Below are 24,042 nucleotides of genomic sequence, written 5' to 3' on the forward strand. Positions count from 1 at the left end.
GGGAGTGCTGCCCATTCCGCATTGCGACCTGGGTTCGTTAGGTTGTACGTAGTCGGTCGGCCTTTGGGGGTTGGCCCCGAACTACTAAAAAGAGGAGCAGTAACTCATGGCGAATATGAACGTAACTTACGGCGAAATGAACGACGCGTCGCGCAGCCTGATCGCTGGCAAGGACGACCTCACCGCCAAGCTGTCCCAGCTGCAGAGCCTGGTCAACAACCTCGTCGCCGGTGGCTTCGTCACCGACGCCGCGTCGGGCGCCTTCCACACCTCGTACGAGCAGTTCACCAAGGGCACCACCGAGGCCGTCAACGGCCTCCAGGGCATGTCGGAGTTCCTCACCCGGGCGGCCACCGCCCTGGAGAACGTCGACAGCGAGCTCGCCCGCGGCATCGGCGGCTAATTCCGCTTCTTCAGAGCAAAGGCGTGACCGGATTCCGGTCACGCCTTTGGTCAATCCGCACCACCCCAAGCCACAAGCCCCACCCCGAGCAGCCAACCCCAGGGAGACCGCATGTACGGCGATATGGCGGCACTCGGCCGGCAGTCCACCGAGCTGCGCACCCTGGCGGAGGACACCCGCACCCGCGCCGCCACGCTGCGCTCGGCCGTGGGAACCACCTGGGTGTCGTCCGCCGCGGCGACCTTCATCGAACAGCTCGGCCAGCGGGCCAATAACCTCGACGCCTCCGCCACCTCGCTCGACGAGGCGGCCGACGCGATCGACGCCCACATCCGCTCGGTCGAAGCCGTGAAACAGGCCATCGTCGAAGCCGAACAGTGGATTTCGGAGCGCTGGAACGATGCCGCCCGGCTGGTGGGAAACACCGTCGAGGTGATCACCGAGGGCGCCGAGAACGTCTTCGAATTCTTCGGCACCGAGGTGCCCCGCGCGCTCGTGAGCGAAGCCGACGAACTCATCCGCACGGTGCGGGAACTGCCGACCCCGGGCTCGCCCGGCTGGCTCGACCTGGCCGACACCTTCCACCGACGGGGCTGGTAATCATGGCTTTCTCCACCGCACCCACCTCCCCAACCACGCCGGCCCGGTTCGGCCTCACCGCCGACCAGCTGCACCTGCTGCAGAACCGCTGCCCCGACCTCACCCTGCCGGCCGAGTTCTACTCCGCCTGGGCCGCCGAGGCACCCGAGATCGAACGCACCGAACGGATGCTCGTCGCCGAACTCGGTCTCATTGACCAGGGCCTGCTGCGCGCGGCGCCCACCGACACCCTCACCGCAGCACCCACCGACACACCCACCGACGACTTCGCCGCCCGGGTGCACCCGGCCGTGCTCGGCTTCCTCGGCCTGTTCACCGAACCCGCCCTGCTCCTGGCCGTGCACTCCTGGGGCGGCGGCCGCACCATCGTGCAAACCATCGCCGTGCGCGCCGGCTTCGCCGCATCCCTGGTGCGCGGCCAACGACTGGACGACCACGGCAGCCATCCCGCCAACGAGGATGCCGTGGAACTCTCCGCGTTCCCCGTTTCGGCCCTGATCGGCGAAACGCTGCGCTCGCTCGTGCGCCTCGAACCGAAATACCACCCACGGCCCCCGCACGGCAGGCCCGCCGCTGCCGTCGTGCTGCCGCTCACCCTGGCGCAGGGCATGATCGGCGCCATCCGCACCGGCAACCCCGAGATCATCCACGCCGCCGCGCTCACGGTGGGGCTGCCGCAGGCCGAACACGTCCTCGAAGGACCCGCGTTCGGCATCGACGCCGGCTACAGCGTCGCGGCGACCTCCCTCACCGGCGACAGCCTCGCCGTGCACTGGTTCCGCAGCGCGGCCGGCTGGTTCCAGATGAGCGCCGACACCCCACTGGTGGGTCGCATCGAGTCCACCGTCGACTTCGTCGACTCCAGCCGGGTGCGCATCGAGACCACCGGCCCGGCCGCGATCACCGGCCAGGTCACCACCGCCATCGGCTCGCTGCTCGGGGTGCTCCGTGGCTGAGCCCACATTCACCGTGTCCGGGGGAGCTGGCGGCATCGGCGCGAACCTCGACGACATGCGCACCGAATCCGGGCACCTCGCCGCGATGGCCCAGCAGCTCGTGGACCAGGCTCTCACCGCGGCCGGCATCGCCGTGGACGGCGACCTGCTGGCCTCCGCCATCCTCTCGCCGATCACCGCGGCGGCCGCCGAGCAGCAGATCGTGTTCGCCACCGGCCAGATGCTGCTCTTCGCCACCGAGGCGGGCGTCACCGCGGTGTTCCTGGCCGGCGCCGTGGATGCCTACGAAGCCGTTGACCGCAGCCTGTCGATCCTGGCCGACGCGGCCGCGAACACCACCACCTTCTTCATCGGGGTGGTGGCCGTACCGCTGGCCGTGGGCCTCGCCGCCGTGGCCGCCGCCGATGTGGCCCTGGTCTACGTTGCCGGTTACGGCGGCGAAGCGCTCGAGTCGCTCGGTGAGGGCCTAAACGAGACCCTGGCCGACCCGTGGAAACTCGCCCTGCCCGGCGTCTTCCTGGGCAGCCTGGCAGCCAACACCGTCGACGCTTATGACTCCGACGAGGCACAGGAGACCGTGGCCGGCACTCTCGCCGACCAGCTGGCCCAGCTCAACGAGCTGGCGGGGGAGAACGCCTGGGCCGTCGACCTGATCGCACAGGGCGCCCCGGGGCTCCTCGCCGGTCTCACCCTGCCGCTCGCACTGGTCCTGGGTCCGGCTCGCACCCGGCTGGCATTGACGGCACTCACCGGGGTGCCGTGGCCGCCCACCAGCTACGAACAGGCCCTGCAGGCCATCATCGGCGGCGGCAACAAGGCCGGCCTCTTCGACGACGGTCCGCTGCTCACCCGCGACGACCTGATCAACCCGCCGGAAATCATCGGTCCGGATGTCGCCACCCCCACCAGCCTCGAGGGACTCTTCACCGGGTCGGCGCAGATAGACAAGTACGACACCTCCGCCACGGGCGACGAGGACGCGCTGGCGCGCATCCGAATCACCGAGGTGCCCGGCAACCCGCCGAGTTTCATCGTGCAGGTGCCTAGCACCCAGGTGTGGGACCCGGCCGCCGGCAGCACCCCGAACGACGTCACCGCAGACACCCACGCCATGCTGGCCCAGCAGACGGCGCTCTCCAGCGCCGTGGATGCGGCGATGAGGGAGGCCGGCATCACCAACGAGAATCCCGTGATGATCCAGGGCTTCAGCCTGGGCGGCATCGTCGCCGGGCAGATGGCGGCCGACCCGAGCCTGAACTACAACTTCACCCACGTTGTCACCGGGGGATCACCCGTCGCCAACTTCGACATCCCCAGCGACGTGCAGGTGCTCTCGCTCGAGTTCGACGAAGACCCGGTGGCCAAGCTCGACGGCCACAACAACCCCGACGCCGCGAACTGGACCACCGTGCAGGCGCCTGCCCCGTCGCTGCCGGGCGACAACGGTGTTCCGGTCGGTATCGCCGGCGAACAGGGCGCCCACAACGCCGAACGGTACGCGATCACGGCCGGCGAGGTCGAGGGCTCCTCCGATCCCAGTATCGCCGCGTGGACCGACTCCGCAGCGGGGTACTTCCCGGACGCGGGCGACAAGCTCGAAGTGACAATGATCACCGACCCCGAAACCCACATCACCACGACCACCACAACCAACACCGAAACCGGCGCGGTCGTATCCGAAACCACCGACTACGGAGCGCAACGCCAACCATGAACGGCCAGTACCGATCGTTGACGACCCGCCGAATGGCTCTGCTCGTCGTCGCAACCCTGACTGCTGTAACGCTGGGCGGATGCGTCGCCGTCGGCCGGTCCGGCCAGCCCGCGTCCACGTCACCGAACGACCCGGCATCCGACAGCCGGACGACGGCGCAGGTCACCGACGAGCTGGGCCAGCTGCCCGGAGTGAGCGCCGCGTTCGTGTCGACCGGGCCGGTGGGGCTGCCCAACCAACTGGAACTGACCGTCGGGCTCAACCTCGAGGCCGGTTACCCGGGGGACGTGCCCGCCCTGCTGGACTACACGCTCGCGATGGCCTGGTCCGCAACCGTTGAGCAACCCACCACCACGGCGGCCGTGGCGTTCCGGGACGGGGATTCGGCACTGGACCTGGCTCCGGCCGCAGCTGCCCTCGGCTGGACGGGCATGACCGGCCCCACCCTCGCCGTTTCCATGGACGAGATGGCCGACCGGTACGGTCCCTGGCCCGGCCCGGTGCCGGAGAAGCCGGCCGCGCTGGGCTGACCCCACGGCTCGATACCATGGCGTAATGACTTGTGCCATTTTCACCCCCGAGCCGCGCGCGTGACGCGCACCGGTTCTGTACCCATCGTCGACCCGTCCGAGCGCCCGCAGCGGGTGCCGCACTCCCGGTTCGAGAACGTGGTGGCGCTGTTCATCGGCACCTTCGCCGTCTCGTTCGGGCTGTACCTGCTCAAAGAGGTCGGCGTGGCCACCGGCGGCACCGCCGGTATCGCGCTGCTGGCCAGCTACGTCACCACCTGGTCGTTCGGTGTGTGGTTCGTGCTGGTCAACCTGCCGTTCTTCGCGCTGGCGATCTGGCGGATGGGCTGGCGCTTCACCGTTAAAACCCTCATCGCCGTGGTGTTGGTCTCGGTCTTCTCCGAGGTGCACCCGCTGCTGCTGGAGATTCGGCACATCGACCCGATCTACGCCACGCTGCTGGGCAGTCTGTTGGCCGGCATCGGTCTCATCGTGTTGTTCAGACACCAGGCCAGCCTGGGCGGGGTCAACATCCTCGCGTTGTACCTGCAGAAGAGCCGCGGATGGCGCGCCGGCTACGTGCAGCTCGTCGTCGACGTGCTCATCGTGCTCGCCGCTTTCGCGACGCTGCCGTTGCCGATGGTGCTGCTCTCGGTGGTGGGTGCGGTCATCCTCAACATGATCATCGCCATGAACCACCGCCCCGACCGCTACTTCGGCTAATCGGCCCGCTCGGCCCGGTCCGCTGGTTGAGCTTGTCGAAACCTGGTGACTCCGGGGCCGGCAGCGACTAAACTTGACAGCCATGGATGCATCCATCGAGTCGCGGGTCGACCGCGAGGTCGAGGCCTGGTTGCGTTGGGTTCCGCGGTGGCGGCCCGGCACGCACCGGGCACGCTCCAGACTCTGCCAACACTGCTTCGGCTCCCCGGTGCTGCGCGCCGCCGGACTCGACACCGATGTGCCGCACGCGGTGCAGCATCCGCTCTCAATGCGCATGAAAACGCTCGTCGACGACGAGGTGGAGACGTACACCGCGCAGAGCCTGCCGCTCCTCAACCGCGAGCTGGGCCTCATCGAACTGCGCCGGTCCGCGCAGGCGTACCGGCCACTCGAGGGCCTCGAGCCGGAGTTCGACGGCATCGACCTCGACCCGCCCGCCGAGCCGGGCTCTCCTTACCTGTTCACCTTCGAAGAGTTCGTACAGCCGCTCACCGCCGACGATCCCGAGCTCGTGCCGCCGCCGCTGAGCATCGAGGAAAAGGCGGGCCTGCGGGTGGAGATGCGGCTGGCGGATGACTACGCCACCCTGGTGGGCAAGCGGGTCTGCGCCGACCTGCGCGGGCACCGCGCCGAGCTTCAGCAGGCCATCGCCGCGTTCGTGGAACCGCAGGTGCAGGCGCTGCTGGCCGATCTGGGCAGCACGCTGGACCCGCACAGTACGTGAGCAGATCGGCTTGCGGGGTCGCGACAGGCTCGACCGACGGGGCTCGCTTGACCCGCCACCCCGGCGGGGTTTAGAATTATCCGGTGTGCGCTTTGTCGTGCGCTTCAGTTATGCCGCTTCGTTGTCTGACATCGGGTTGCACTTCAGACGCCCCGACACTCCACGCAAACAGGGTTTGCTCTCCGAGCGGCCCCCACGGCATACCCACCAGAACGACCGGAAGCAATTCCGTGATGTCCGGAGGGTCCAGATGAACTCGATGAGCACTGAGAAGTGCGATTCGAATGCTTTGACATCAGTCAGCTGTCACCGTGCAGCAAAAACAAGGAGTTATTAGTGCCCACCATTCAGCAGTTGGTGCGAAAGGGACGCAGCCCCAAGGTCACCAAGACCAAGGCTCCCGCCCTGAAGTCCAACCCCCAGCAGCGCGGCGTTTGCACGCGTGTGTACACGACCACCCCGAAGAAGCCGAACTCGGCTCTCCGCAAGGTTGCTCGCGTCAAGCTGTCCAACGGTACCGAGGTCACCGCCTACATCCCCGGTGAAGGCCACAACCTGCAGGAGCACTCGATGGTGCTCGTTCGCGGTGGTCGTGTTAAGGACCTCCCCGGTGTTCGTTACAAGATCGTTCGTGGCGCCCTGGACACCCAGGCAGTCAAGAACCGCAAGCAGGCTCGTAGCCGCTACGGCGCCAAGATGGAGAAGAAGTAATGCCTCGTAAAGGCCCAGCGCCCAAGCGTCCCGTTATCGCTGACCCGGTATACGGCGCCCCCATTGTTAGCCAGCTGGTCAACAAGATCCTCCTCGACGGCAAAAAGGGCCTCGCCGAGCGCATCGTTTACGATGCACTCGAAGGCGTCGTTGCCAAGAACGGTGCGGATGCTGTTGTCACGCTGAAGAAGGCACTCGACAACGTGCGCCCGACCCTCGAGGTGCGTTCGCGCCGCGTCGGTGGTTCCACCTACCAGGTGCCCGTCGAAGTCAAGCCGCACCGTGCGAACACTCTCGCGCTGCGTTGGTTGACTAGCTACGCCAAGGCGCGTCGCGAGAAGACCATGACCGAGCGTCTCACCAACGAGATCCTCGACGCGTCCAACGGCCTCGGCGCCGCTGTGAAGCGTCGTGAGGACACTCACAAGATGGCTGAAGCGAACAAGGCTTTCGCTCACTACCGCTGGTAGTCGTCCACGCCGGTCGAGCCTGCCGGGACCACGGTCTCGGCAAGCTCGACCGGCGCAAGGCCTGTTCAACCTCATCTATCACAAAACTTCCGGAGGACACCCGTGGCACTTGACGTGCTCACCGACCTGAGCAAGGTCCGCAACATCGGCATCATGGCCCACATTGATGCCGGCAAGACCACCACGACCGAGCGCATCCTGTTTTACACGGGTGTGAACCACAAGATCGGTGAGACGCACGATGGCGCCTCCACGATGGACTGGATGGCACAGGAGCAGGAACGTGGCATCACGATCACGTCCGCTGCTACGACGTGCTTCTGGGCCGGCAACCAGATCAACATCATCGACACCCCCGGCCACGTGGACTTCACCGTCGAGGTGGAGCGTTCGCTCCGCGTCCTCGATGGCGCTGTCGCCGTGTTCGACGGCAAGGAGGGCGTTGAGCCCCAGTCCGAAACCGTCTGGCGCCAGGCCGACAAGTACGACGTGCCCCGCATTTGCTTCGTCAACAAGATGGACAAGCTCGGCGCCGACTTCTACTACACCGTCGACACCATCATCAAGCGCCTCGGCGCCAAGCCGCTGGTCATCCAGCTGCCGATCGGTGAAGAGTCGAACTTCGAAGGGGTCGTTGACCTCGTCGAGATGCGCGCGCTGACCTGGCGCGGCGACTCCAAGGGTGACGTCGAGATGGGCTCCAAGTACGCCATCGAAGAGATCCCCGCCGACCTCGTCGAGAAGGCTGCGGAATACCGCAAGCTGCTCCTCGAGACCGTCGCCGAGACCGACGACGAGCTCATGGAGAAGTACTTCTCCGGCGAAGAGCTCACCGTGTCCGAGATCAAGCACGCGATCCGCAAGCTCACGGTCGCCAGCGAGATCTACCCGGTCCTCTGCGGTTCCGCGTTCAAGAACCGTGGTGTGCAGCCGATGCTGGATGCCGTTGTCGACTACCTGCCGACGCCGCTCGACGTTCCCGCCATTGAGGCGCACGACGCACGCGACGAAGAGAAGGTTGTCATGCTGCACCCGAACGCGGACGAGCCCTTCGCGGCTCTGGCGTTCAAGGTTGCGGTGCACCCGTTCTTCGGTCGCCTCACCTACGTGCGCGTCTACTCCGGTCGCATCGAATCCGGCGCCCAGATCATCAACTCCACCAAGGGCAAGAAGGAGCGCATCGGGAAGATCTTCCAGATGCACGCCAACAAGGAGAACCCGGTCGGTTTCGTTACCGCTGGTCACATCTACGCGGTCATCGGCCTCAAGGACACGACCACCGGCGACACCCTGTGCGACCCTGCCCAGCAGGTCGTACTCGAGTCGATGACGTTCCCCGACCCGGTTATCGAAGTTGCCATCGAGCCGAAGACCAAGCAGGACCAGGAAAAGCTGGGTCTCGCGATCCAGAAGCTGGCCGAAGAAGACCCCACTTTCCGTACCGAGCAGAACCAGGAAACTGGTCAGACGGTCATCAAGGGAATGGGCGAGCTTCACCTGGACATCCTCGTCGACCGCATGAAGCGTGAATTCAACGTTGAGGCGAACGTCGGCAAGCCCCAGGTTGCTTACCGCGAGACGATCAAGAAGGCCGTCGAGCGTCACGACTACACGCACAAGAAGCAGACCGGTGGATCCGGCCAGTTCGCGAAGATTCAGTTCGCGATCGAGCCGCTTGAAATCACTGCCGACAAGTCGTACGAGTTCGTGAACAAGGTCACCGGTGGCCGTATCCCGCGTGAGTACATCCCTTCGGTTGACGCCGGAATCCAGGATGCACTCAACGTGGGTGTGCTCGCCGGCTACCCGATGGTCGGCGTCAAGGCGAGCCTGCTTGACGGTGCCGCTCACGACGTCGACTCCTCGGAGATGGCGTTCAAGATTGCCGGATCGATGGGCTTCAAGGAAGCCGTTCGTAAGGCAAACCCGGTTCTTCTCGAGCCGTTGATGGCCGTCGAGGTGCGCACCCCTGAGGAATACATGGGTGACGTCATCGGAGACCTCAACTCTCGCCGTGGCCAGATCCAGACCATGGAGGACGCACAGGGCGTGAAGGTTATCCGCGCACACGTTCCGCTGTCGGAGATGTTCGGTTACATCGGCGACCTGAGGTCCAAGACCTCGGGCCGCGCGGTGTACTCGATGACTTTCGAGAGCTACCAGGAGGTCCCGAAGGCTGTTGCCGACGAGATCATCCAGAAGAACAAGGGCGAATAACCCACCGGCCTTCGGGCCGAATCGCTTAGGCCTCCTGGCCCGAGTAACATAAGTACACAAATCCAGCAGTTCCACCGGGCGTAAACCAACGTCCGGTGGAGCCGAGAGTCCTGAGGAGGACCCACAGTGGCCAAGGCCAAGTTCGAGCGGACCAAGCCGCACGTAAACATCGGAACGATCGGTCACGTTGACCACGGAAAGACCACGCTGACGGCAGCTATCTCGAAGGTCCTTGCCGACACGTTCCCTTCCAAGACCAACGTTCAGCGCGACTTCGCGTCGATCGACTCCGCTCCCGAAGAGCGCCAGCGCGGCATCACGATCAACATCTCGCATGTTGAGTACGAGACCGAGAAGCGTCACTACGCACACGTTGACGCTCCGGGCCACGCTGACTACATCAAGAACATGATCACCGGTGCTGCTCAGATGGACGGCGCGATCCTCGTGGTTGCCGCTACTGACGGCCCGATGGCTCAGACCCGTGAGCACGTTCTTCTCGCCAAGCAGGTCGGCGTGCCGTCCCTGCTCGTCGCGCTGAACAAGTCCGACGCGGTCGACGACGAAGAGATCCTTGAGCTCGTTGAGCTCGAGGTTCGTGAACTGCTCTCCAGCCAGGGCTTCGATGGCGACAACGCCCCCGTCGTTCAGGTTTCCGCCCTCAAGGCGCTCGAGGGTGACCCCAAGTGGGTTGCAAAGATCCTCGAGCTCATGCAGGCAGTGGATGACTACTTCCCGGAGCCCGTGCGCGACAAGGACAAGCCCTTCCTGATGCCGATCGAGGACGTCTTCACGATCACCGGTCGTGGAACCGTTGTCACCGGCCGCGCCGAGCGTGGAACCCTCAAGATCAACTCCGAGGTCGAGGTTGTCGGCATCCGCCCGACCATCAAGACCACGGTCACTGGTATCGAGATGTTCCACAAGCAGCTCGACGAGGCATGGGCCGGCGAGAACTGTGGTCTTCTTCTTCGTGGCACCAAGCGCGAAGACGTTGAGCGCGGTCAGGTTGTCGTCAAGCCGGGTTCGGTTACGCCGCACACCGACTTCGAGGGCACCGCGTACATCCTGTCAAAGGATGAGGGTGGGCGTCACAACCCGTTCTACGCGAACTACCGCCCGCAGTTCTACTTCCGCACCACGGACGTCACCGGCGTCATCACGCTGCCCGAGGGCACCGAGATGGTCATGCCTGGCGACACCGTGGAAATGACTGTCGCGCTGATCCAGCCGATCGCCATGGAAGAGGGCCTCGGCTTCGCTATCCGTGAAGGTGGCCGCACCGTCGGCGCCGGAACCGTCATCAAGGTTCTCAAGTAATTCAGTAGACCTGCTCACTCGCTGAGCTAGTCAACAACAACAGGGTCGGTCCTTCGGGACCGGCCCTTTTGTCGTCCCCGGCCGTCGCCGATCGAGCGCGTTGCCCTGGTCGAGCGCGTTTCGTTGGTCGAGCTTGTCGAGACACCGCAACCCGAACTAACCTCGTAAGCACCCCCAAGGATCGGAGACACGCGTGAACCTCAACGACATCACCCGCAAGGCCCAGGACTTCCTCAAGAGCGACAAGGGCGAGGAGATGTCCGACAAGGTCATCGACGGCGCAGCCGCGGCGGCCAACAAGGTCACCGGCAACAAGCACGCCGACAAAATCCAGAATGCCCGGGACACGGCGGACAAGCACATCGGCCGCAACGACGGCACCGCCGGCCGCGACAGCACTCCCGAGCCGAAGTAGCGGCCCCGGCCGTAACATCTACCTCAGCGTCGACTCTGTAAGGCCGCACACCGACTTTGTCGTTGGCATCACGCCCAGAACATGGCCGACATGCGGATTCTGTGCCGCACGATGCGTGCCGTGGTGACTCCCAAAGGAGCGGCTTAGGCGGCTGGAGATTGCCTCAATTTCCGGGGTCTCAAGCAGCTCGAGTAACTGAGGGGCGTAGCTGAACTCCCGCGGAACGACGCGGATCGCGCGACACGCCCAACGCGACACGCCCGGGTTGCACAATGACCTATTCCTGTGGCAGACTCTTCTAGTTCAACACTTTCGGATCGCGCTGCACGCGAGACCGGAATCACTACCAGGCAGTGCATAGCTCGCCCCTTGAGGGTCGGAGTTAGGCCGCGGGTAGCAGAACGAAGCTTAAATCAACTCCTTGGATGCCCGGGTAAAACCATGTCATCCGCCAGGCCCCGGCCTGGGGGAGTTGGCTCGAGAAGGTCGGATTCCCGGCCGGATCGAAATTGACAGATGAACAGTGGTGCGATAGCAGCAGTGCTACTACGGCGTCCAATGCAGCCCTCGGGATGTAAGAAGCCTTGACAAGAAAGAGAGTTCGACATGGCGGGACAGAAAATCCGCATTCGACTTAAGTCGTATGACCACGAGGTCATCGACATCTCGGCGCGCAAGATCGTCGACACCGTCACCCGTGCGGGTGCAACCGTTGTCGGCCCCGTGCCGCTTCCGACCGAGAAGAACGTGGTGTGTGTCATCCGTTCCCCTCACAAGTACAAGGACAGCCGGGAGCACTTTGAAATGCGCACCCACAAGCGTCTGATCGACATCATTGACCCGACGCCGAAGGCCGTCGACTCGCTCATGCGTCTCGACCTCCCGGCAGACGTCAACATCGAGATCAAGCTCTAGGGCCCGCGATGTCGTACGCAGATACCAAGACCACCAAGGGCCTCCTCGGCAAGAAGCTCGGCATGACTCAGGTGTGGGACGAGAACAACAAGCTTGTTCCCGTTACCGTCATCGAGATCTCGCCGAACGTCGTCACCCAGATCCGCACGAAGGACATCGACGGCTACGCCGGCGTCCAGATTGCCTCTGGCGCCATCGACCCCCGCAAGGTGAACAAGCCGTCCGCAGGACACTTCGAGAAGGCCGGCGTCACGCCGCGCCGTCACGTTACCGAGCTCCGCACCGCGGATGCCGCTGACTACACCCTGGGCCAGGAGCTCACCGTTGACGGTGTGTTCGTCGCCGGCACCAAGGTTGACGTCATGGGCACTTCCAAGGGCAAGGGCTTCGCCGGTGTTATGAAGCGTCACAACTTCAAGGGTGTTTCCGCTTCGCACGGTTCGCACCGCAACCACCGCAAGCCCGGTTCCATCGGTGCCTCCTCGACCCCCAGCCGTGTCTTCAAGGGCATGCGCATGGCCGGTCGTATGGGTGGCGAGCGCGTGACCGTGCTGAACCTCAAGGTTCACGCGATCGACGCCGACAAGGGCCTCATTCTGGTCAAGGGTGCCGTTCCCGGCGCCAAGGGCCGCCTCGTATTCGTCCGCACCGCAGTGAAGGGAGCGTAGTCCTATGGCTACCGCACTCGACCTCATCGATGCCAACGGCAAGAAGGCCGGCTCCGTTGAGCTGCCCGCCGAAATCTTCGACGTCCAGACCAACATCCCGCTGATTCACCAGGTTGTTGTCGCGCAGCTCGCTGCCGCACGCCAGGGAACGCACAAGGTAAAGAGCCGCGGAGAAGTTTCCGGTGCCGGCCGCAAGCCGTTCAAGCAGAAGGGAACCGGTCGCGCTCGTCAGGGCTCGATCCGCGCCCCTCAGATGACCGGTGGTGGCATCGTCCACGGACCGACCCCGCGCAGCTACGACCAGCGCACCCCGAAGAAGATGATTGCCGCCGCGCTCAAGGGTTCACTCTCTGACCGCGCCCGTGGTGACCGTCTGCACGTGGTGACCGCGCTGTTCTCGTCCGAGACGCCCAGCACCAAGGGCGCCATCACGCTGCTCACCCAGATCGCCAGCAGCAAGCACGTGCTGGTCGTCCTCGAGCGCACCGACGAGATGACTCTCCGCAGCATCCGCAACCTCCCGACGGTGCACGTGCTGTCGTGGGACCAGCTGAATGCCTACGACGTTCTCGTCTCTGACGACATCGTCTTCACCAAGGGCGCGTTTGACGCGTTCGTGGCGCACAAGACCAAGAAGGAAGAGGTGTCCGCATAATGGCTACCCCGATTCAAAAGGACCCCCGCGACGTCATCATCGCTCCGGTCGTCTCTGAAAAGAGCTACGGCCTGATCGACGAGGGCAAGTACACCTTCATCGTGGACCCGCGTTCGAACAAGACCGAAATCAAGCTGGCGATCGAGAAGATCTTCAAGGTTGAGGTTGCGTCGATCAACACCATGAACCGCATCGGCAAGACTCGCCGTACCAAGTTCGGCATGGGTAAGCGCAAGGACACCAAGCGTGCCATCGTCACGCTCAAGTCCGGTTCCATCGACATCTTCACGGCCGTCGGCTAAGCGGCCAGGACTAGAGGAATAAGAAATGGCTATTCGTAAGTACAAGCCCACGACCCCCGGTCGTCGCGGTTCATCTGTTGCGGACTTCGCAGAGATCACCCGTTCGACGCCCGAGAAGTCGCTGCTTCGTCCGCTGTCCAAGACCGGTGGTCGTAACAACCAGGGTCGCATCACGACGCGTCACATCGGTGGTGGCCACAAGCGCCAGTACCGCGTGATCGACTTCCGTCGTAACGACAAAGACGGTGTCAACGCCAAGGTCGCTCACATTGAGTACGACCCCAACCGCACGGCGCGCATCGCGCTGCTGCACTTCATGGACGGCTCCAAGCGCTACATCATTGCGCCGAACAAGCTGAACCAGGGCGACATCGTCGAGTCGGGTGCCGGTGCTGACATCAAGCCCGGCAACAACCTGCCGCTGAAGAACATCCCCACCGGTACCATCATTCACGCCATCGAGATCCGTCCGGGTGGTGGCGCCAAGCTGGCCCGCTCCGCCGGAGTGTCGGTTCGCCTAGTCGCGAAGGATGGCATCTACGCCCAGCTGCGCCTGCCGTCCGGAGAAATCCGTAACGTCGACGCTCGCTGCCGCGCCACGATCGGTGAGGTCGGCAACGCCGAGCAGTCGAACATCAACTGGGGCAAGGCCGGCCGGATGCGCTGGAAAGGCGTTCGCCCGACCGTTCGTGGTGTTGCCATGAACCCGGTCGACCACCCGCACGGTGGTGGTGAGGGTAAGACGTCCGGTGGACGTCACCCCGTCAGCCCCTGGGGCCAGAAGGAAGGGCGCACCCGCCACCCGAACAAGGAAAGCGACAAGCTCATTGTTCGTCGCCGTACCGTCGGCAAGAAGCGTAAGTAGGAGTAGACGATGCCAAGAAGTCTTAAGAAGGGCCCCTTCGTTGACGACCACCTGCTTCGCAAGGTTGTCAAGGCGAATGAAGCCTCAAGCAAGAACGTAATCAAGACCTGGTCGCGCCGTTCGATGATCATCCCCGACATGCTCGGGCACACCATCGCGGTTCACGACGGTCGCAAGCACATCCCGGTGTTCGTCACCGAGAGCATGGTTGGGCACAAACTCGGCGAGTTTGCTCCCACCCGCACCTTCCGTGGTCACGTGAAGGATGACAAGAAGGGTCGTCGCCGCTAACGCGGTGACGTGAAGGAGGAGAAATGGTGGAGTCGATCGCACGCGTGCGTCACATCCGCGTTACCGCCCAGAAGGCCCGTCGCGTTGTCAACCTGATTCGTGGCAAGCAGGCGCACGAAGCGCTGGGAATTCTCAAGTTCGCGCCGCAGGGCGCGTCCGACCCCGTGTACAAGCTGGTCGAATCGGCCATCGCGAACGCACGGGTCAAGGCCGATGCTGCGAACGAGTTCCTGGACGAACAGGATCTGTTCATCTCCCAGGCATTCGTCGACGAGGGCACGACGCTCAAGCGTTTCCAGGCCCGCGCACAGGGTCGCGCATTCCAGATCAAGAAGCGTACGAGCCACATCACTGTTGTGCTCGCCACTCCTGAGGAGGGTACGAAGTAATGGGTCAGAAAGTAAACCCGTATGGCTTCCGTCTGGGAATCACGACCGACCACGTGTCGCGTTGGTTCTCTGACAGCACGAAGCCGGGCCAGCGTTACAGCGACTTCGTCGCTGAAGACGTCAAGATCCGCCGCCTGTTGAGCACCAGCCTCGACCGCGCCGGCGTGTCCCGCATCGAGATCGAGCGCACCCGCGATCGTGTCCGTGTCGACATTCACACCGCCCGTCCGGGCATCGTGATCGGTCGTCGCGGCGCGGAAGCAGAGCGCATCCGGTCCGACCTTGAAAAGCTCACCGCCAAGCAGATCCAGCTGAACATCCTCGAGGTCAAGAACCCCGAGCAGGATGCACAGCTCGTCGCGCAGGGCATTGCAGAGCAGCTCTCCGCTCGTGTGGCTTTCCGCCGCGCGATGCGTAAGGGCCTGCAGGGCGCCCAGCGCGCCGGCGCCAAGGGTGTTCGCATCCAGGTGTCCGGTCGTCTCGGTGGCGCTGAGATGAGCCGTTCGGAGTTCTACCGCGAAGGTCGTGTGCCGCTGCACACCCTGCGCGCGAACATCGACTACGGCTTCTACGAAGCCAAGACCACCTTCGGCCGCATCGGCGTGAAGGTCTGGATCTACAAGGGCGACATCACCAACAAGGAACTCGCTCGTGAGCAGGCCAACGCTAAGTCGTCCCGCCCCGAGCGTCGTGACGACCGTCCCCGCCGTGCGCCTCGCGCAGAGGGCGCGGCTCCGGTTGCAGCAGGAGTTGAGGCTAAATAATGTTGATTCCCCGCAGAGTTAAGCACCGCAAGCAGCACCACCCCGGCCGTACCGGCCACGCAACCGGTGGTACCACTGTTTCGTTCGGCGAGTATGGCATTCAGGCCCTCACCCCCGCGTACGTGACCAACCGTCAGATCGAGTCCGCTCGTATCGCCATGACGCGTCACATCAAGCGTGGCGGCAAGGTCTGGATCAACATCTACCCGGACCGCCCGCTCACCAAGAAGCCTGCCGAAACCCGCATGGGTTCCGGTAAGGGTTCGGTCGAGTGGTGGGTCGCGAACGTCAAGCCGGGCCGCGTGCTCTTCGAGCTTTCCGGTGTCTCTGACACCGTTGCTCGCGAAGCGCTCACCCGTGCAATTCACAAGCTGCCCCTCAAGGCACGCATCATCAAGCGCGAGGAGGGCGACGCATAATGGCGATCGGATCCAAGGAGCTCGCCTCAGTCGAGCTCGACACCTTTGAAAACGAACGACTGTTCGACGAGCTGAAGAAGGCCAAGGAAGAGCTGTTCAACCTGCGCTTCCAGTCGGCCACCGGCCAGCTCGAAAGCCACGGCCGCCTTCGCGCGGTCAAGCGGGACATTGCACGCATCTACACGGTTCTCCGTGAGCGCGAGCTGGGCATTCGTGCCACTCCCGTCGCAGTCGAGGCTCCGGCCAAGGCTGAGAAGAAGACGACCAAGAAGGCCAAGGCCAAGGACGCATCCACGGATGCTCCCGAGGCTGACGCCGTCGAGACGAAGGAGGCCTAATCATGGCGAAGACTGACGAAACGGTCGTCCCCGCCGAGGCTCTCGTGCGCGGCTACCGCAAGACGATGCGTGGTTACGTGACCAGCGACAAGATGGATAAGACCATCGTTGTCGAGGTCGAAGACCGCGTGAAGCACCCCCTGTACGGCAAGGTCATCCGCCGTACGTCCAAGCTGAAGGTTCACGACGAGGCGAACACCGCCGGCGTCGGCGACCTGGTCCTGATCAGCGAAACTCGCCCGCTGAGCGCTACCAAGCGCTTCCGCCTGGTCGAGATTCTCGAGAAGGCCAAGTAAGCCTCGCGCTTACTTGATAGAAGGAGTTAGAAAGTGCTTCAGCAAGAATCACGACTCAAAGTTGCCGACAACACCGGTGCCAAGGTCCTGTTGACGATCCGCGTTCTCGGTGGCTCCGGCCGTCGTTACGCCGGACTGGGTGACGTTATCGTCGCCACCGTCAAGGACGCCATCCCGGGCGGCAACGTCAAGAAGGGTGACGTCGTCAAAGCCGTCATCGTTCGCGTCAAAAAGCAGACCCGTCGTCCAGACGGCTCGTACATCAAGTTCGATGAGAACGCCGCAGTGATCTTGAAGGCTGACGGAGACCCCCGTGGTACCCGTATCTTCGGACCGGTCGGTCGCGAACTCCGCGACAAGAAGTTCATGAAGATCATTTCGTTGGCACCGGAGGTTATCTAAATCATGGCCAGAATCAAGAAGGGTGACCTCGTAGAGGTCATCACCGGCCGCACCCAGGCTCGCGGCGGAGACCGTGGCAAGCAGGGTCGTGTGCTCGAGGTACAGGTCGAGAAGAACCGCGTCCTGATCGAAGGAATCAACTTCGTCAAGAAGCACGTTCGCGTCGGCCAGACCCAGCGCGGCTCCAAGACCGGCGGCATCGAGACTGTGGAAGCATCGATTCACGCTTCCAACGTCGCGCTCGTCGACCCGGAGACCAAGAAGCCGACCAAGGTCGGGTTCCGTCTCGAAGAGGTAACGAAGGACGGCGTCACCAAGACGGTCCGCGTTCGTTACGCCAAGAAGTCAGGTAAGGACCTCTAATGACTGACATCGCAACCGAGGGCGCAAAGCCCGTCGTTCTGCCGCGTCTCAAGCAGAAGTATCGCGAAGAGATCTCCCTGCAGCTCGCCAAGGACCTGGGTTTCACCAACGTCCACCAGGTACCCAACCTGACGAAGATCATCGTCAACATGGGTGTCGGCGAGGCAGCACGCGACGGCAAGATCATGGATGGCGCCGTCGCCGACCTCACCAAGATCACCGGCCAGAAGCCGCAGGTCACCAAGGCACGCAAGTCCATCGCGCAGTTCAAACTGCGTGAAGGACAGCCCATTGGCACGCACGTCACACTTCGTGGCGACCGCATGTGGGAGTTCCTCGACCGGCTGCTCAGCCTCGCCCTGCCCCGTATCCGCGACTTCCGCGGCCTCTCGGACAAGCAGTTCGACGGCGCCGGCAACTACACGTTCGGTCTCACGGAGCAGGTCATGTTCCACGAGATCGACCAGGACCGGATCGACCGTGTTCGCGGTATGGACATCACTGTTGTGACGACCGCCAAGAACAACGACGAGGGTCGCGCGCTGCTCAAGGCGCTCGGCTTCCCGTTCAAGACGGCCGAGAACTCCTAAACTAGCTTTACCCCGGGGGCCGGACAACCGTTCGGCCCCCTCCACCACCACAGGTCGTCATCCGTGTAACGGGTGCACGAAACCAGGCGAGAAAGGCACCACAAATGACAATGACAGATCCGGTCGCAGATATGCTGACCAGACTGCGCAACGCTAACTCGGCGTACCACGACACAGTGTCGATGCCGCACAGCAAGCTCAAGGCGCACATCGCAGACATCCTCAAGGCACAGGGTTACATCTCTGCCTGGGATGTCAAGGATGCAGAGGTCGGAAAGACCCTCACGCTGAACCTCAAGTTCGGCCCCAACCGCGAGCGTTCCATCGTCGGCATCAAGCGGGTTTCCAAGCCCGGCCTGCGCGTGTACGCAAAGTCGACTGAGATCCCCACGGTTCTCGGCGGCCTCGGCGTTGCCATCCTGTCCACCTCCAGCGGTCTGCTCACCGACCGCCAGGCTGAGAAGAAGGGCGTAGGCGGAGAAGTTCTCGCCTACGTGTGGTAGCCGACAATGTCACGTATTGGAAGACTTCCGATCGAGATCCCCGCGGGTGTCACGGTCGAAGCTAACGGCCAGGCCGTTAGCGTCAAGGGTCCGAAGGGTGAGCTCGCGCTCACCGTCGCCAACCCCATCGAGGTTCAGGTCACCGATGGCCAGGTTCTGGTCACGCGTCCCGACGACGAGCGCGCTTCGCGTTCGCTGCACGGACTGACCCGTACCCTGATCGCCAACCAGATCATCGGCGTCACCGTGGGTTACACCAAGGGACTCGAGATCGTCGGTACCGGTTACCGCGTTGCGCAGAAGGGCACCTCCGTTGAGTTCGCCCTTGGCTTCTCGCACCCGGTCCTCATTGAGCCGCCCGTTGGTATCTCCCTGACCGTCGAGGGCGTTAACAAGCTCACGGTCAGCGGTATCGACAAGCAGGCCGTCGGTGAGGTTGCCGCAAACATCCGTAAGATTCGCAAGCCTGAGCCCTACAAGGGTAAGGGTGTGCGTTACGCCGGCGAGATTGTTCGCCGCAAGGCCGGAAAGAGTGGTAAGTAACCATGGGTCTCGGAACTAGAGGAAAAAGCAAGTCGGCTGCCCGCGGACGCAGGCACGCACGTCTTCGCAAGAAGATCGAGGGGACCGCGCTTCGTCCGCGTCTCGTCGTCACCCGCTCGGCTCGCCACGTATTCGTGCAGGTCGTTGACGACAGCAAGGGTTTCACCCTCGCGTCGGCGTCGACTCTCGAAACCGGTCTGCGCACCTTCGATGGTGACAAGACCGCCAAGGCGCACAAGGTCGGCGAGCTCGTCGCCGAGCGCGCCAAAGCCGCCGGTATCGAAGCCGTCGTATTTGACCGTGGTGGCAGCAAGTACGCAGGACGCGTCGCAGCCATCGCCGAAGGAGCCCGAAAGGGAGGGTTGGACCTGTGAGCACTGAATCCAGTAGCACCGCAGCAGCGAAGGAAGCTGACGTCGTCACTGAAGTTCCGGTGGAAACCGCAGCTTCGACCACGCCGCCGCAGAACGAGCCTCGTGAGGCTCGCCGTGGTGGCCGTGAGCGCAGCCCGAACCGTGAGCGCGGAAGCCGTGACGCCGAGAAGAGCCAGTTCCTCGAGCGCGTCGTCACGATCAACCGTGTTTCCAAGGTCGTCAAGGGTGGTCGTCGCTTCAGCTTCACCGCTCTGGTCGTCGTCGGAGACGGTAACGGCCTGGTAGGCGTTGGTTACGGTAAGGCCCGCGAGGTCCCGACCGCAATCAGCAAGGGCGTCGAGGAAGCGAAGAAGAACTTCTTCCGCGTTCCCCGCGTCGGCCTGACCATCCCGCACCCCGTTCAGGGTGAAGCAGCTGCCGGAGTCGTTCTTCTCCGTCCGGCCGCAGCAGGTACCGGCGTTATCGCCGGTGGCCCGGTGCGCGCCGTACTCGAATGCGCCGGCATCCACGACGTTCTGAGCAAGTCGCTCGGTTCGTCGAACACCATCAACATCGTGCACGCCACGGTGGAGGCCCTGCACCAGCTCGAAGAGCCTCGTGCAGTCGCGGCTCGCCGTGGCCTTCCCTACGAAGACGTGGCTCCGGCCCGTTTTCTGCGTGCCGACGCGGCTGCAGCAGCAGCCGCCGCAAGCGCGAAGGCAGGTGCCTAATGGCTCAGCTGAAGATTACGCAGATCAAGTCCAAAATTAGTGAGAAGCAGAACCAGCGCGACACACTGCGCAGCCTGGGCCTGCGTCGCATTGGCGCCGTCACGATCCGCGAGGACAACTCGCAGAACCGTGGCTACGTCAACACCGTTGCTCACCTTGTGAAGGTCGAGGAGATTGACTAATGGCTGACGAGAAGGAAGCTACCGAGAAGGTAGCAACCAAGCCCGCCGCTAAGAAGGCCGCCGCCCCCAAGGCGACGACCACGAAGGCTGCTGCAGCCAAGGCTCCGGCCAAGACTGTTGCCGCTAAGAAGGCCGCCGCGCCGACTGAGCCCACTGAGGTCCGTCCGCAGGTACTGAAGGTGCACCACCTTCGTCCCGCGCCCGGATCGAAGAAGGACAAGCAGCGCGTTGGCCGTGGTGAAGGATCCAAGGGTAAGACCGCGGGTCGTGGAACCAAGGGCACCAAGGCGCGCTACACCGTGCGTATCGGCTTCGAGGGTGGGCAGATGCCGCTGCACATGCGCACCCCGAAGCTGCGCGGGTTCAAGAACCCGTTCCGCGTCGAGTACCAGGTTGTAAACCTGGAGCGCCTCGCCGAGCTGTACCCGACCGGCGGCGATGTAACCATCGCTTCGCTGGTCGCCAAGGGTGCCGTTCGCGACAACGAGAAGGTCAAGGTTCTCGGCAATGGTGACATTGCGGTTAAGCTGACTGTTGCAGTCGATAAGGTCTCCCGCTCAGCAGAGCAGAAGATCGTCGCAGCAGGTGGCTCGATCAAGTAGTAAGACCCGTAGACGAGATCGAGCTTGTCGAGCCTGCCCAGCGATTAAAGCGCTGGTGCTGACTCGGCAAGCTCGTTCTTTGTTACTAACTGGAGGCCTTTTTTGTTTAGCGCCATTGCGCGGATATTCCGCACGCCGGACCTTCGTAAGAAGATCGGGTTCACCCTGGGCATCGTCGCCCTGTTCCGTCTGGGCTCGTTCATCCCCGCCCCGTTCGTGGACTTCGGCAACGTGCAAGCCTGTCTTGCAGCGAACCAGGGAACGAGCGGCCTCTACGAGCTCGTGAACCTGTTCAGCGGTGGCGCCCTGCTGCAGCTGTCAGTCTTCGCGCTGGGGATCATGCCGTACATCACGGCCTCCATCATCGTGCAGCTGCTGCGCGTGGTGATTCCACACTTCGAGACCCTCTACAAGGAGGGTGCGGCGGGCCAGTCCAAGCTCACGCAGTACACCCGGTACCTCACCATCGCCCTGGGCATCCTGCAGTCGACCACGCTGATCACCGTGGCCCGCAGCGGCGCCCTGTTCGGCACCTCGGCCTCCTCCGAGTGCTCCCAGCTGCTCACCAACGACGCCTGGTACGCCATCATGCTGATGGTCATCACCATGACCGCCGGTACCGGCGTGATCATGTGGATGGGTGAGATGATCACCGAGCGCGGCATCGGCAACGGAATGTCGCTGCTGATCTTCACGTCGATCGCTGCCCAGTTCCCCAACTCGCTGATCTCCATCGCCCAGCAGAAGGGCATCGAGATCTTCCTGGTCGTCCTCGCGATCGGCCTCGTGGTCGTAGCGGGTGTGGTTTTCGTCGAACAGTCGCAGCGCCGCATCCCGGTGCAGTACGCCAAGCGCATGGTGGGTCGCCGTACCTACGGCGGCAACAACACCTACATCCCGATCAAGGTGAACATGGCCGGCGTTGTGCCCGTCATCTTCGCATCGTCGCTGCTGTACCTGCCGGCCCTGATCGCCCAGTTCAACCAGCCCGCCGCCGGCGAGACGCCGCAGGCCTGGGTCACCTGGGTCACCAACAACCTCACACAGGGCAGCCACCCGCTGTACATGGCGTTCTACTTCCTGCTCATCGTGGGCTTCACCTACTTCTACGTCGCGATCACCTTCAACCCTGAAGAGGTCGCCGACAACATGAAGAAGTACGGCGGCTTCATCCCCGGCATCCGTGCCGGCCGGCCCACCGCCGAGTACCTCGACTACGTGCTCACCCGCGTGACTCTGCCCGGTGCCCTCTACCTCGGCCTCATCGCGCTGATCCCGCTGATCGCTTTCTCGCTGATCGGCGCCGACCAGAACTTCCCGTTCGGTGGCGCCAGCCTCCTGATCATCGTCGGCGTCGGCCTGGAGACGGTCAAGCAGATCGACTCCCAGCTGCAACAGCGCCACTACGAAGGGCTCCTGCGATGACCCGTCTTCTCGTGATCGGACCCCCCGGGGCCGGCAAGGGCACTCAGGCCGTGCGCCTGGCCGAAGCCTTCGGCATTCCCGCCATCTCCACCGGCGATATCTTCCGTCACAACGTGAAGACCGAAACCGAGCTGGGCCTGAAGGTCAAGGCGTTCATCGAGGCCGGCAAGTACGTGCCCGACTCGCTGACCAACGAGATCGTCGCCGACCGCCTCCAGGAGCCGGATGCCCGTGGTGGTTTCCTGCTCGACGGCTACCCGCGCACCACCGACCAGGTGCTCGAGCTCGACCGCCTGCTCGACGCCGAAGGCACCTCGCTCGACGCCGTGGTGCAGATCGTCGCGGACACCGACGAGGTCGTCGCCCGGCTGCTCAAACGGGCCGCCGAGCAGGGCCGCGCGGATGACACCGCCGAGGTCATCCGGCACCGTCTCGACGTCTACGAAGAGCAGACCGCACCGCTCATCGACCTGTACGACAAGCGCGGCGTCGTGGTCACCATCGACGGCCTCGGTGCCGTCGACCAGGTCACCGACCGTATCGTGGCCGCGCTGGCCGAACGCGGTCTGCACGCCGTCGGTCCCACCGACGCCGTGGCGGCATCCGTCTAGATTTGCTGTGATGGGGCGTCGGCTTCGGTCGGCGCCCTTTCGTTTTCTCACCCGGGCGCTCTCCGGCGCCGGCTCCGTACGACGACTTAGTTTGCAGGTATGACCGTGGCCCTTCGCCGCTCCATCTACAAGTCCCCGGCGCAGATGCGCCTGATGCTGGCCCCCGGCCTGGCGACCGCTGCGTCGCTCGTGGCGGCGCGGGAAGCCATGCAGGTGGGCGTCACTACCCTCGAGCTGGATGCCGCCGCTGAGGCGGCCATCGTGGCGTTGGGCGGCCGGCCCAACTTCAAGCTCGAGCAGGGCTACTTCCACACGGTGTGCGCCTCGGTGAACGACGACGTGGTGCATGGCATCCCCAATGGTCGAGTGCTCGGTGCCGGCGACATCGTGTCAATCGACAGTGGCGCGATCATCGACGGCTGGAACGGCGACGCGGCATTCACCTTCGTGCTGCCGGACCCGTCGCGGCCCGAGCTCGTCGCCGAGCGCGAGGAACTCTCGCGGGTGACCGAGCAGTCGCTCTGGCACGGCATCGCCCGCCTGGCCGAGGCGCGGCACCTCAACGAGGTCGGCGAGGCCATCGAGGACTACATCGAATCGCAAGGCAGCTACGGGATTCTCACCGACTACGTGGGCCACGGCATCGGCAAGTCGATGCACGAGGCACCGCCGGTGTTCAACTACCGGGTGCGCCAGAAGGGCCCGGACGTGAAGCCCGGCCTGGTCGTGGCGATCGAGCCGATGGTGGTGCTCGGCGACATCGAGACCTACACCCGTGACGACGACTGGACCGTCGCCACCAGCGACGGCAAGGCTGCCGCGCACTGGGAGCACAGCGTCGCCGTGCACAAGGACGGCATCTGGGTGCTCACCGCCGAAGACGGCGGCGCCGCGGGCCTGGCCCAGTTCGGCATCACCCCCACCCCGCCGGCCTAGCCTCCCTCGCGTCTCGTAACTGTGCCCGAAGCGGACATTTGCGCCCCTTGGGTTCAGGGGGTCGTTGCAACACCTGATTGATTGAGGTGTTGGTTATGGGTGGTCGTGTTGGGTTTCCGCGTGAGGTTCGTCGTCGG

General features: G+C 63.9%; 35 protein-coding genes. All 35 read left to right on the top strand.

Annotated features, from left to right (window positions below; genetic code table 11):
• The first annotated feature begins 106 nt into the window (after positions 1–106).
• The 35 genes from E3T19_RS04030 (at position 107) to map (ending at position 23,905) form a co-directional block, all read left to right on the top strand.
• Complete coding sequence (locus E3T19_RS04030) at positions 107–403, top strand: WXG100 family type VII secretion target (RefSeq protein ID WP_088457201.1); 297 nt, start codon at positions 107–109, stop codon at positions 401–403.
• A 111-nt stretch (positions 404–514) separates the two neighbouring features.
• On the top strand, positions 515–1,003 hold the full coding sequence (locus tag E3T19_RS04035; RefSeq protein WP_134408176.1) for a hypothetical protein: 489 nt from the start codon (positions 515–517) through the stop codon (positions 1,001–1,003).
• Between the two features lie 2 nt (positions 1,004–1,005).
• On the top strand, positions 1,006–1,959 hold the full coding sequence (locus E3T19_RS19495; protein WP_134408177.1) for a hypothetical protein: 954 nt from the start codon (positions 1,006–1,008) through the stop codon (positions 1,957–1,959).
• On the top strand, positions 1,952–3,673 hold the full coding sequence (locus tag E3T19_RS04045) for a hypothetical protein (RefSeq protein ID WP_134408178.1): 1,722 nt from the start codon (positions 1,952–1,954) through the stop codon (positions 3,671–3,673). The genes E3T19_RS19495 and E3T19_RS04045 overlap by 8 nt, the downstream gene beginning before the upstream one ends.
• A gap of 32 nt (positions 3,674–3,705) precedes the next feature.
• The gene (locus E3T19_RS04050) at positions 3,706–4,203 is read left to right on the top strand and encodes a hypothetical protein (protein WP_134408179.1); all 498 of its coding nucleotides are present in this window, start codon (positions 3,706–3,708) and stop codon (positions 4,201–4,203) included.
• 60 nt (positions 4,204–4,263) lie between these two features.
• Positions 4,264–4,905: a YitT family protein gene (locus E3T19_RS04055; protein ID WP_241979992.1), complete on the top strand. Its 642-nt coding sequence runs from the start codon at positions 4,264–4,266 to the stop codon at positions 4,903–4,905.
• Positions 4,906–4,987: 82 nt separating this feature from the next.
• On the top strand, positions 4,988–5,629 hold the full coding sequence (locus E3T19_RS04060) for a spermidine/putrescine ABC transporter substrate-binding protein (RefSeq protein ID WP_134408180.1): 642 nt from the start codon (positions 4,988–4,990) through the stop codon (positions 5,627–5,629).
• 336 nt (positions 5,630–5,965) lie between these two features.
• Complete coding sequence (gene rpsL, locus E3T19_RS04070; protein ID WP_055811472.1) at positions 5,966–6,340, top strand: 30S ribosomal protein S12; 375 nt, start codon at positions 5,966–5,968, stop codon at positions 6,338–6,340.
• Complete coding sequence (rpsG, locus tag E3T19_RS04075; RefSeq protein WP_066597688.1) at positions 6,340–6,810, top strand: 30S ribosomal protein S7; 471 nt, start codon at positions 6,340–6,342, stop codon at positions 6,808–6,810. The genes rpsL and rpsG overlap by 1 nt, the downstream gene beginning before the upstream one ends.
• Positions 6,811–6,912: 102 nt before the next feature.
• Positions 6,913–9,027 (top strand): elongation factor G, encoded by a 2,115-nt coding sequence (gene fusA / locus E3T19_RS04080; protein WP_088457195.1) that lies wholly within the window; start codon positions 6,913–6,915, stop codon positions 9,025–9,027.
• Positions 9,028–9,153: 126 nt separating this feature from the next.
• Positions 9,154–10,347: an elongation factor Tu gene (gene tuf / locus E3T19_RS04085; RefSeq protein ID WP_088457194.1), complete on the top strand. Its 1,194-nt coding sequence runs from the start codon at positions 9,154–9,156 to the stop codon at positions 10,345–10,347.
• Between the two features lie 193 nt (positions 10,348–10,540).
• Positions 10,541–10,762: an antitoxin gene (locus E3T19_RS04090; RefSeq protein WP_134408181.1), complete on the top strand. Its 222-nt coding sequence runs from the start codon at positions 10,541–10,543 to the stop codon at positions 10,760–10,762.
• A gap of 606 nt (positions 10,763–11,368) precedes the next feature.
• A complete protein-coding gene (rpsJ, locus tag E3T19_RS04095; protein ID WP_035834607.1) occupies positions 11,369–11,677 on the top strand; it encodes a 30S ribosomal protein S10 in 309 nt (102 codons plus the stop codon).
• Positions 11,678–11,685: 8 nt separating this feature from the next.
• A complete protein-coding gene (rplC, locus tag E3T19_RS04100) occupies positions 11,686–12,345 on the top strand; it encodes a 50S ribosomal protein L3 (protein WP_088457178.1) in 660 nt (219 codons plus the stop codon).
• 4 nt (positions 12,346–12,349) lie between these two features.
• Positions 12,350–13,000, top strand: a complete 651-nt coding sequence (gene rplD, locus E3T19_RS04105) for a 50S ribosomal protein L4 (RefSeq protein WP_088457177.1) — start codon at positions 12,350–12,352, stop codon at positions 12,998–13,000.
• The gene (gene rplW, locus E3T19_RS04110) at positions 13,000–13,302 is read left to right on the top strand and encodes a 50S ribosomal protein L23 (protein WP_088457176.1); all 303 of its coding nucleotides are present in this window, start codon (positions 13,000–13,002) and stop codon (positions 13,300–13,302) included. The genes rplD and rplW overlap by 1 nt, the downstream gene beginning before the upstream one ends.
• 25 nt (positions 13,303–13,327) lie before the next feature.
• Positions 13,328–14,167, top strand: coding sequence for a 50S ribosomal protein L2 (rplB, locus tag E3T19_RS04115; RefSeq protein ID WP_066597631.1), 840 nt, complete (start codon positions 13,328–13,330; stop codon positions 14,165–14,167).
• 9 nt (positions 14,168–14,176) lie between these two features.
• A complete protein-coding gene (rpsS, locus tag E3T19_RS04120) occupies positions 14,177–14,458 on the top strand; it encodes a 30S ribosomal protein S19 (RefSeq protein ID WP_066597628.1) in 282 nt (93 codons plus the stop codon).
• A 23-nt stretch (positions 14,459–14,481) separates the two neighbouring features.
• Positions 14,482–14,847 (top strand): 50S ribosomal protein L22, encoded by a 366-nt coding sequence (gene rplV / locus E3T19_RS04125; RefSeq protein ID WP_066597626.1) that lies wholly within the window; start codon positions 14,482–14,484, stop codon positions 14,845–14,847.
• The gene (gene rpsC, locus E3T19_RS04130; RefSeq protein WP_066597624.1) at positions 14,847–15,611 is read left to right on the top strand and encodes a 30S ribosomal protein S3; all 765 of its coding nucleotides are present in this window, start codon (positions 14,847–14,849) and stop codon (positions 15,609–15,611) included. The genes rplV and rpsC overlap by 1 nt, the downstream gene beginning before the upstream one ends.
• Complete coding sequence (gene rplP / locus E3T19_RS04135) at positions 15,611–16,030, top strand: 50S ribosomal protein L16 (RefSeq protein ID WP_066597622.1); 420 nt, start codon at positions 15,611–15,613, stop codon at positions 16,028–16,030. Before rpsC ends, rplP begins: the two co-directional genes overlap by 1 nt.
• Complete coding sequence (gene rpmC / locus E3T19_RS19545; RefSeq protein ID WP_066597620.1) at positions 16,030–16,368, top strand: 50S ribosomal protein L29; 339 nt, start codon at positions 16,030–16,032, stop codon at positions 16,366–16,368. Before rplP ends, rpmC begins: the two co-directional genes overlap by 1 nt.
• 2 nt (positions 16,369–16,370) lie before the next feature.
• A complete protein-coding gene (gene rpsQ, locus E3T19_RS04145) occupies positions 16,371–16,664 on the top strand; it encodes a 30S ribosomal protein S17 (protein WP_088457175.1) in 294 nt (97 codons plus the stop codon).
• Between the two features lie 33 nt (positions 16,665–16,697).
• Positions 16,698–17,066, top strand: a complete 369-nt coding sequence (gene rplN, locus E3T19_RS04150; protein ID WP_066597616.1) for a 50S ribosomal protein L14 — start codon at positions 16,698–16,700, stop codon at positions 17,064–17,066.
• Between the two features lie 3 nt (positions 17,067–17,069).
• A complete protein-coding gene (rplX, locus tag E3T19_RS04155; protein ID WP_088457174.1) occupies positions 17,070–17,429 on the top strand; it encodes a 50S ribosomal protein L24 in 360 nt (119 codons plus the stop codon).
• Positions 17,429–18,019, top strand: coding sequence for a 50S ribosomal protein L5 (gene rplE / locus E3T19_RS04160; RefSeq protein WP_088457173.1), 591 nt, complete (start codon positions 17,429–17,431; stop codon positions 18,017–18,019). Before rplX ends, rplE begins: the two co-directional genes overlap by 1 nt.
• A 104-nt stretch (positions 18,020–18,123) precedes the next feature.
• Positions 18,124–18,522, top strand: coding sequence for a 30S ribosomal protein S8 (gene rpsH, locus E3T19_RS04165; RefSeq protein ID WP_066597609.1), 399 nt, complete (start codon positions 18,124–18,126; stop codon positions 18,520–18,522).
• A gap of 6 nt (positions 18,523–18,528) precedes the next feature.
• Entirely contained in the window at positions 18,529–19,065 is a 537-nt protein-coding gene (rplF, locus tag E3T19_RS04170) for a 50S ribosomal protein L6 (RefSeq protein WP_088457172.1), read from the top strand.
• 2 nt (positions 19,066–19,067) lie between these two features.
• Entirely contained in the window at positions 19,068–19,439 is a 372-nt protein-coding gene (gene rplR / locus E3T19_RS04175; protein ID WP_088457171.1) for a 50S ribosomal protein L18, read from the top strand.
• Positions 19,436–20,149: a 30S ribosomal protein S5 gene (gene rpsE, locus E3T19_RS04180; protein ID WP_088457170.1), complete on the top strand. Its 714-nt coding sequence runs from the start codon at positions 19,436–19,438 to the stop codon at positions 20,147–20,149. Before rplR ends, rpsE begins: the two co-directional genes overlap by 4 nt.
• A complete protein-coding gene (gene rpmD / locus E3T19_RS04185) occupies positions 20,149–20,331 on the top strand; it encodes a 50S ribosomal protein L30 (protein ID WP_066597599.1) in 183 nt (60 codons plus the stop codon). Before rpsE ends, rpmD begins: the two co-directional genes overlap by 1 nt.
• Positions 20,331–20,933 (top strand): 50S ribosomal protein L15, encoded by a 603-nt coding sequence (gene rplO, locus E3T19_RS04190; protein WP_088457169.1) that lies wholly within the window; start codon positions 20,331–20,333, stop codon positions 20,931–20,933. The genes rpmD and rplO overlap by 1 nt, the downstream gene beginning before the upstream one ends.
• A 102-nt stretch (positions 20,934–21,035) precedes the next feature.
• On the top strand, positions 21,036–22,358 hold the full coding sequence (gene secY, locus E3T19_RS04195; RefSeq protein ID WP_088457168.1) for a preprotein translocase subunit SecY: 1,323 nt from the start codon (positions 21,036–21,038) through the stop codon (positions 22,356–22,358).
• A complete protein-coding gene (locus tag E3T19_RS04200) occupies positions 22,355–22,969 on the top strand; it encodes an adenylate kinase (protein ID WP_088457167.1) in 615 nt (204 codons plus the stop codon). Before secY ends, E3T19_RS04200 begins: the two co-directional genes overlap by 4 nt.
• A 99-nt stretch (positions 22,970–23,068) precedes the next feature.
• Positions 23,069–23,905 (top strand): type I methionyl aminopeptidase, encoded by an 837-nt coding sequence (gene map / locus E3T19_RS04205; RefSeq protein ID WP_240632261.1) that lies wholly within the window; start codon positions 23,069–23,071, stop codon positions 23,903–23,905.
• Positions 23,906–24,042 lie beyond the last annotated feature (137 nt).

The sequence above is a fragment of the Cryobacterium sp. TMT4-31 genome, from assembly GCF_004403385.1.
GTDB classification, from domain to species: Bacteria; Actinomycetota; Actinomycetes; order Actinomycetales; family Microbacteriaceae; genus Cryobacterium; species Cryobacterium zongtaii.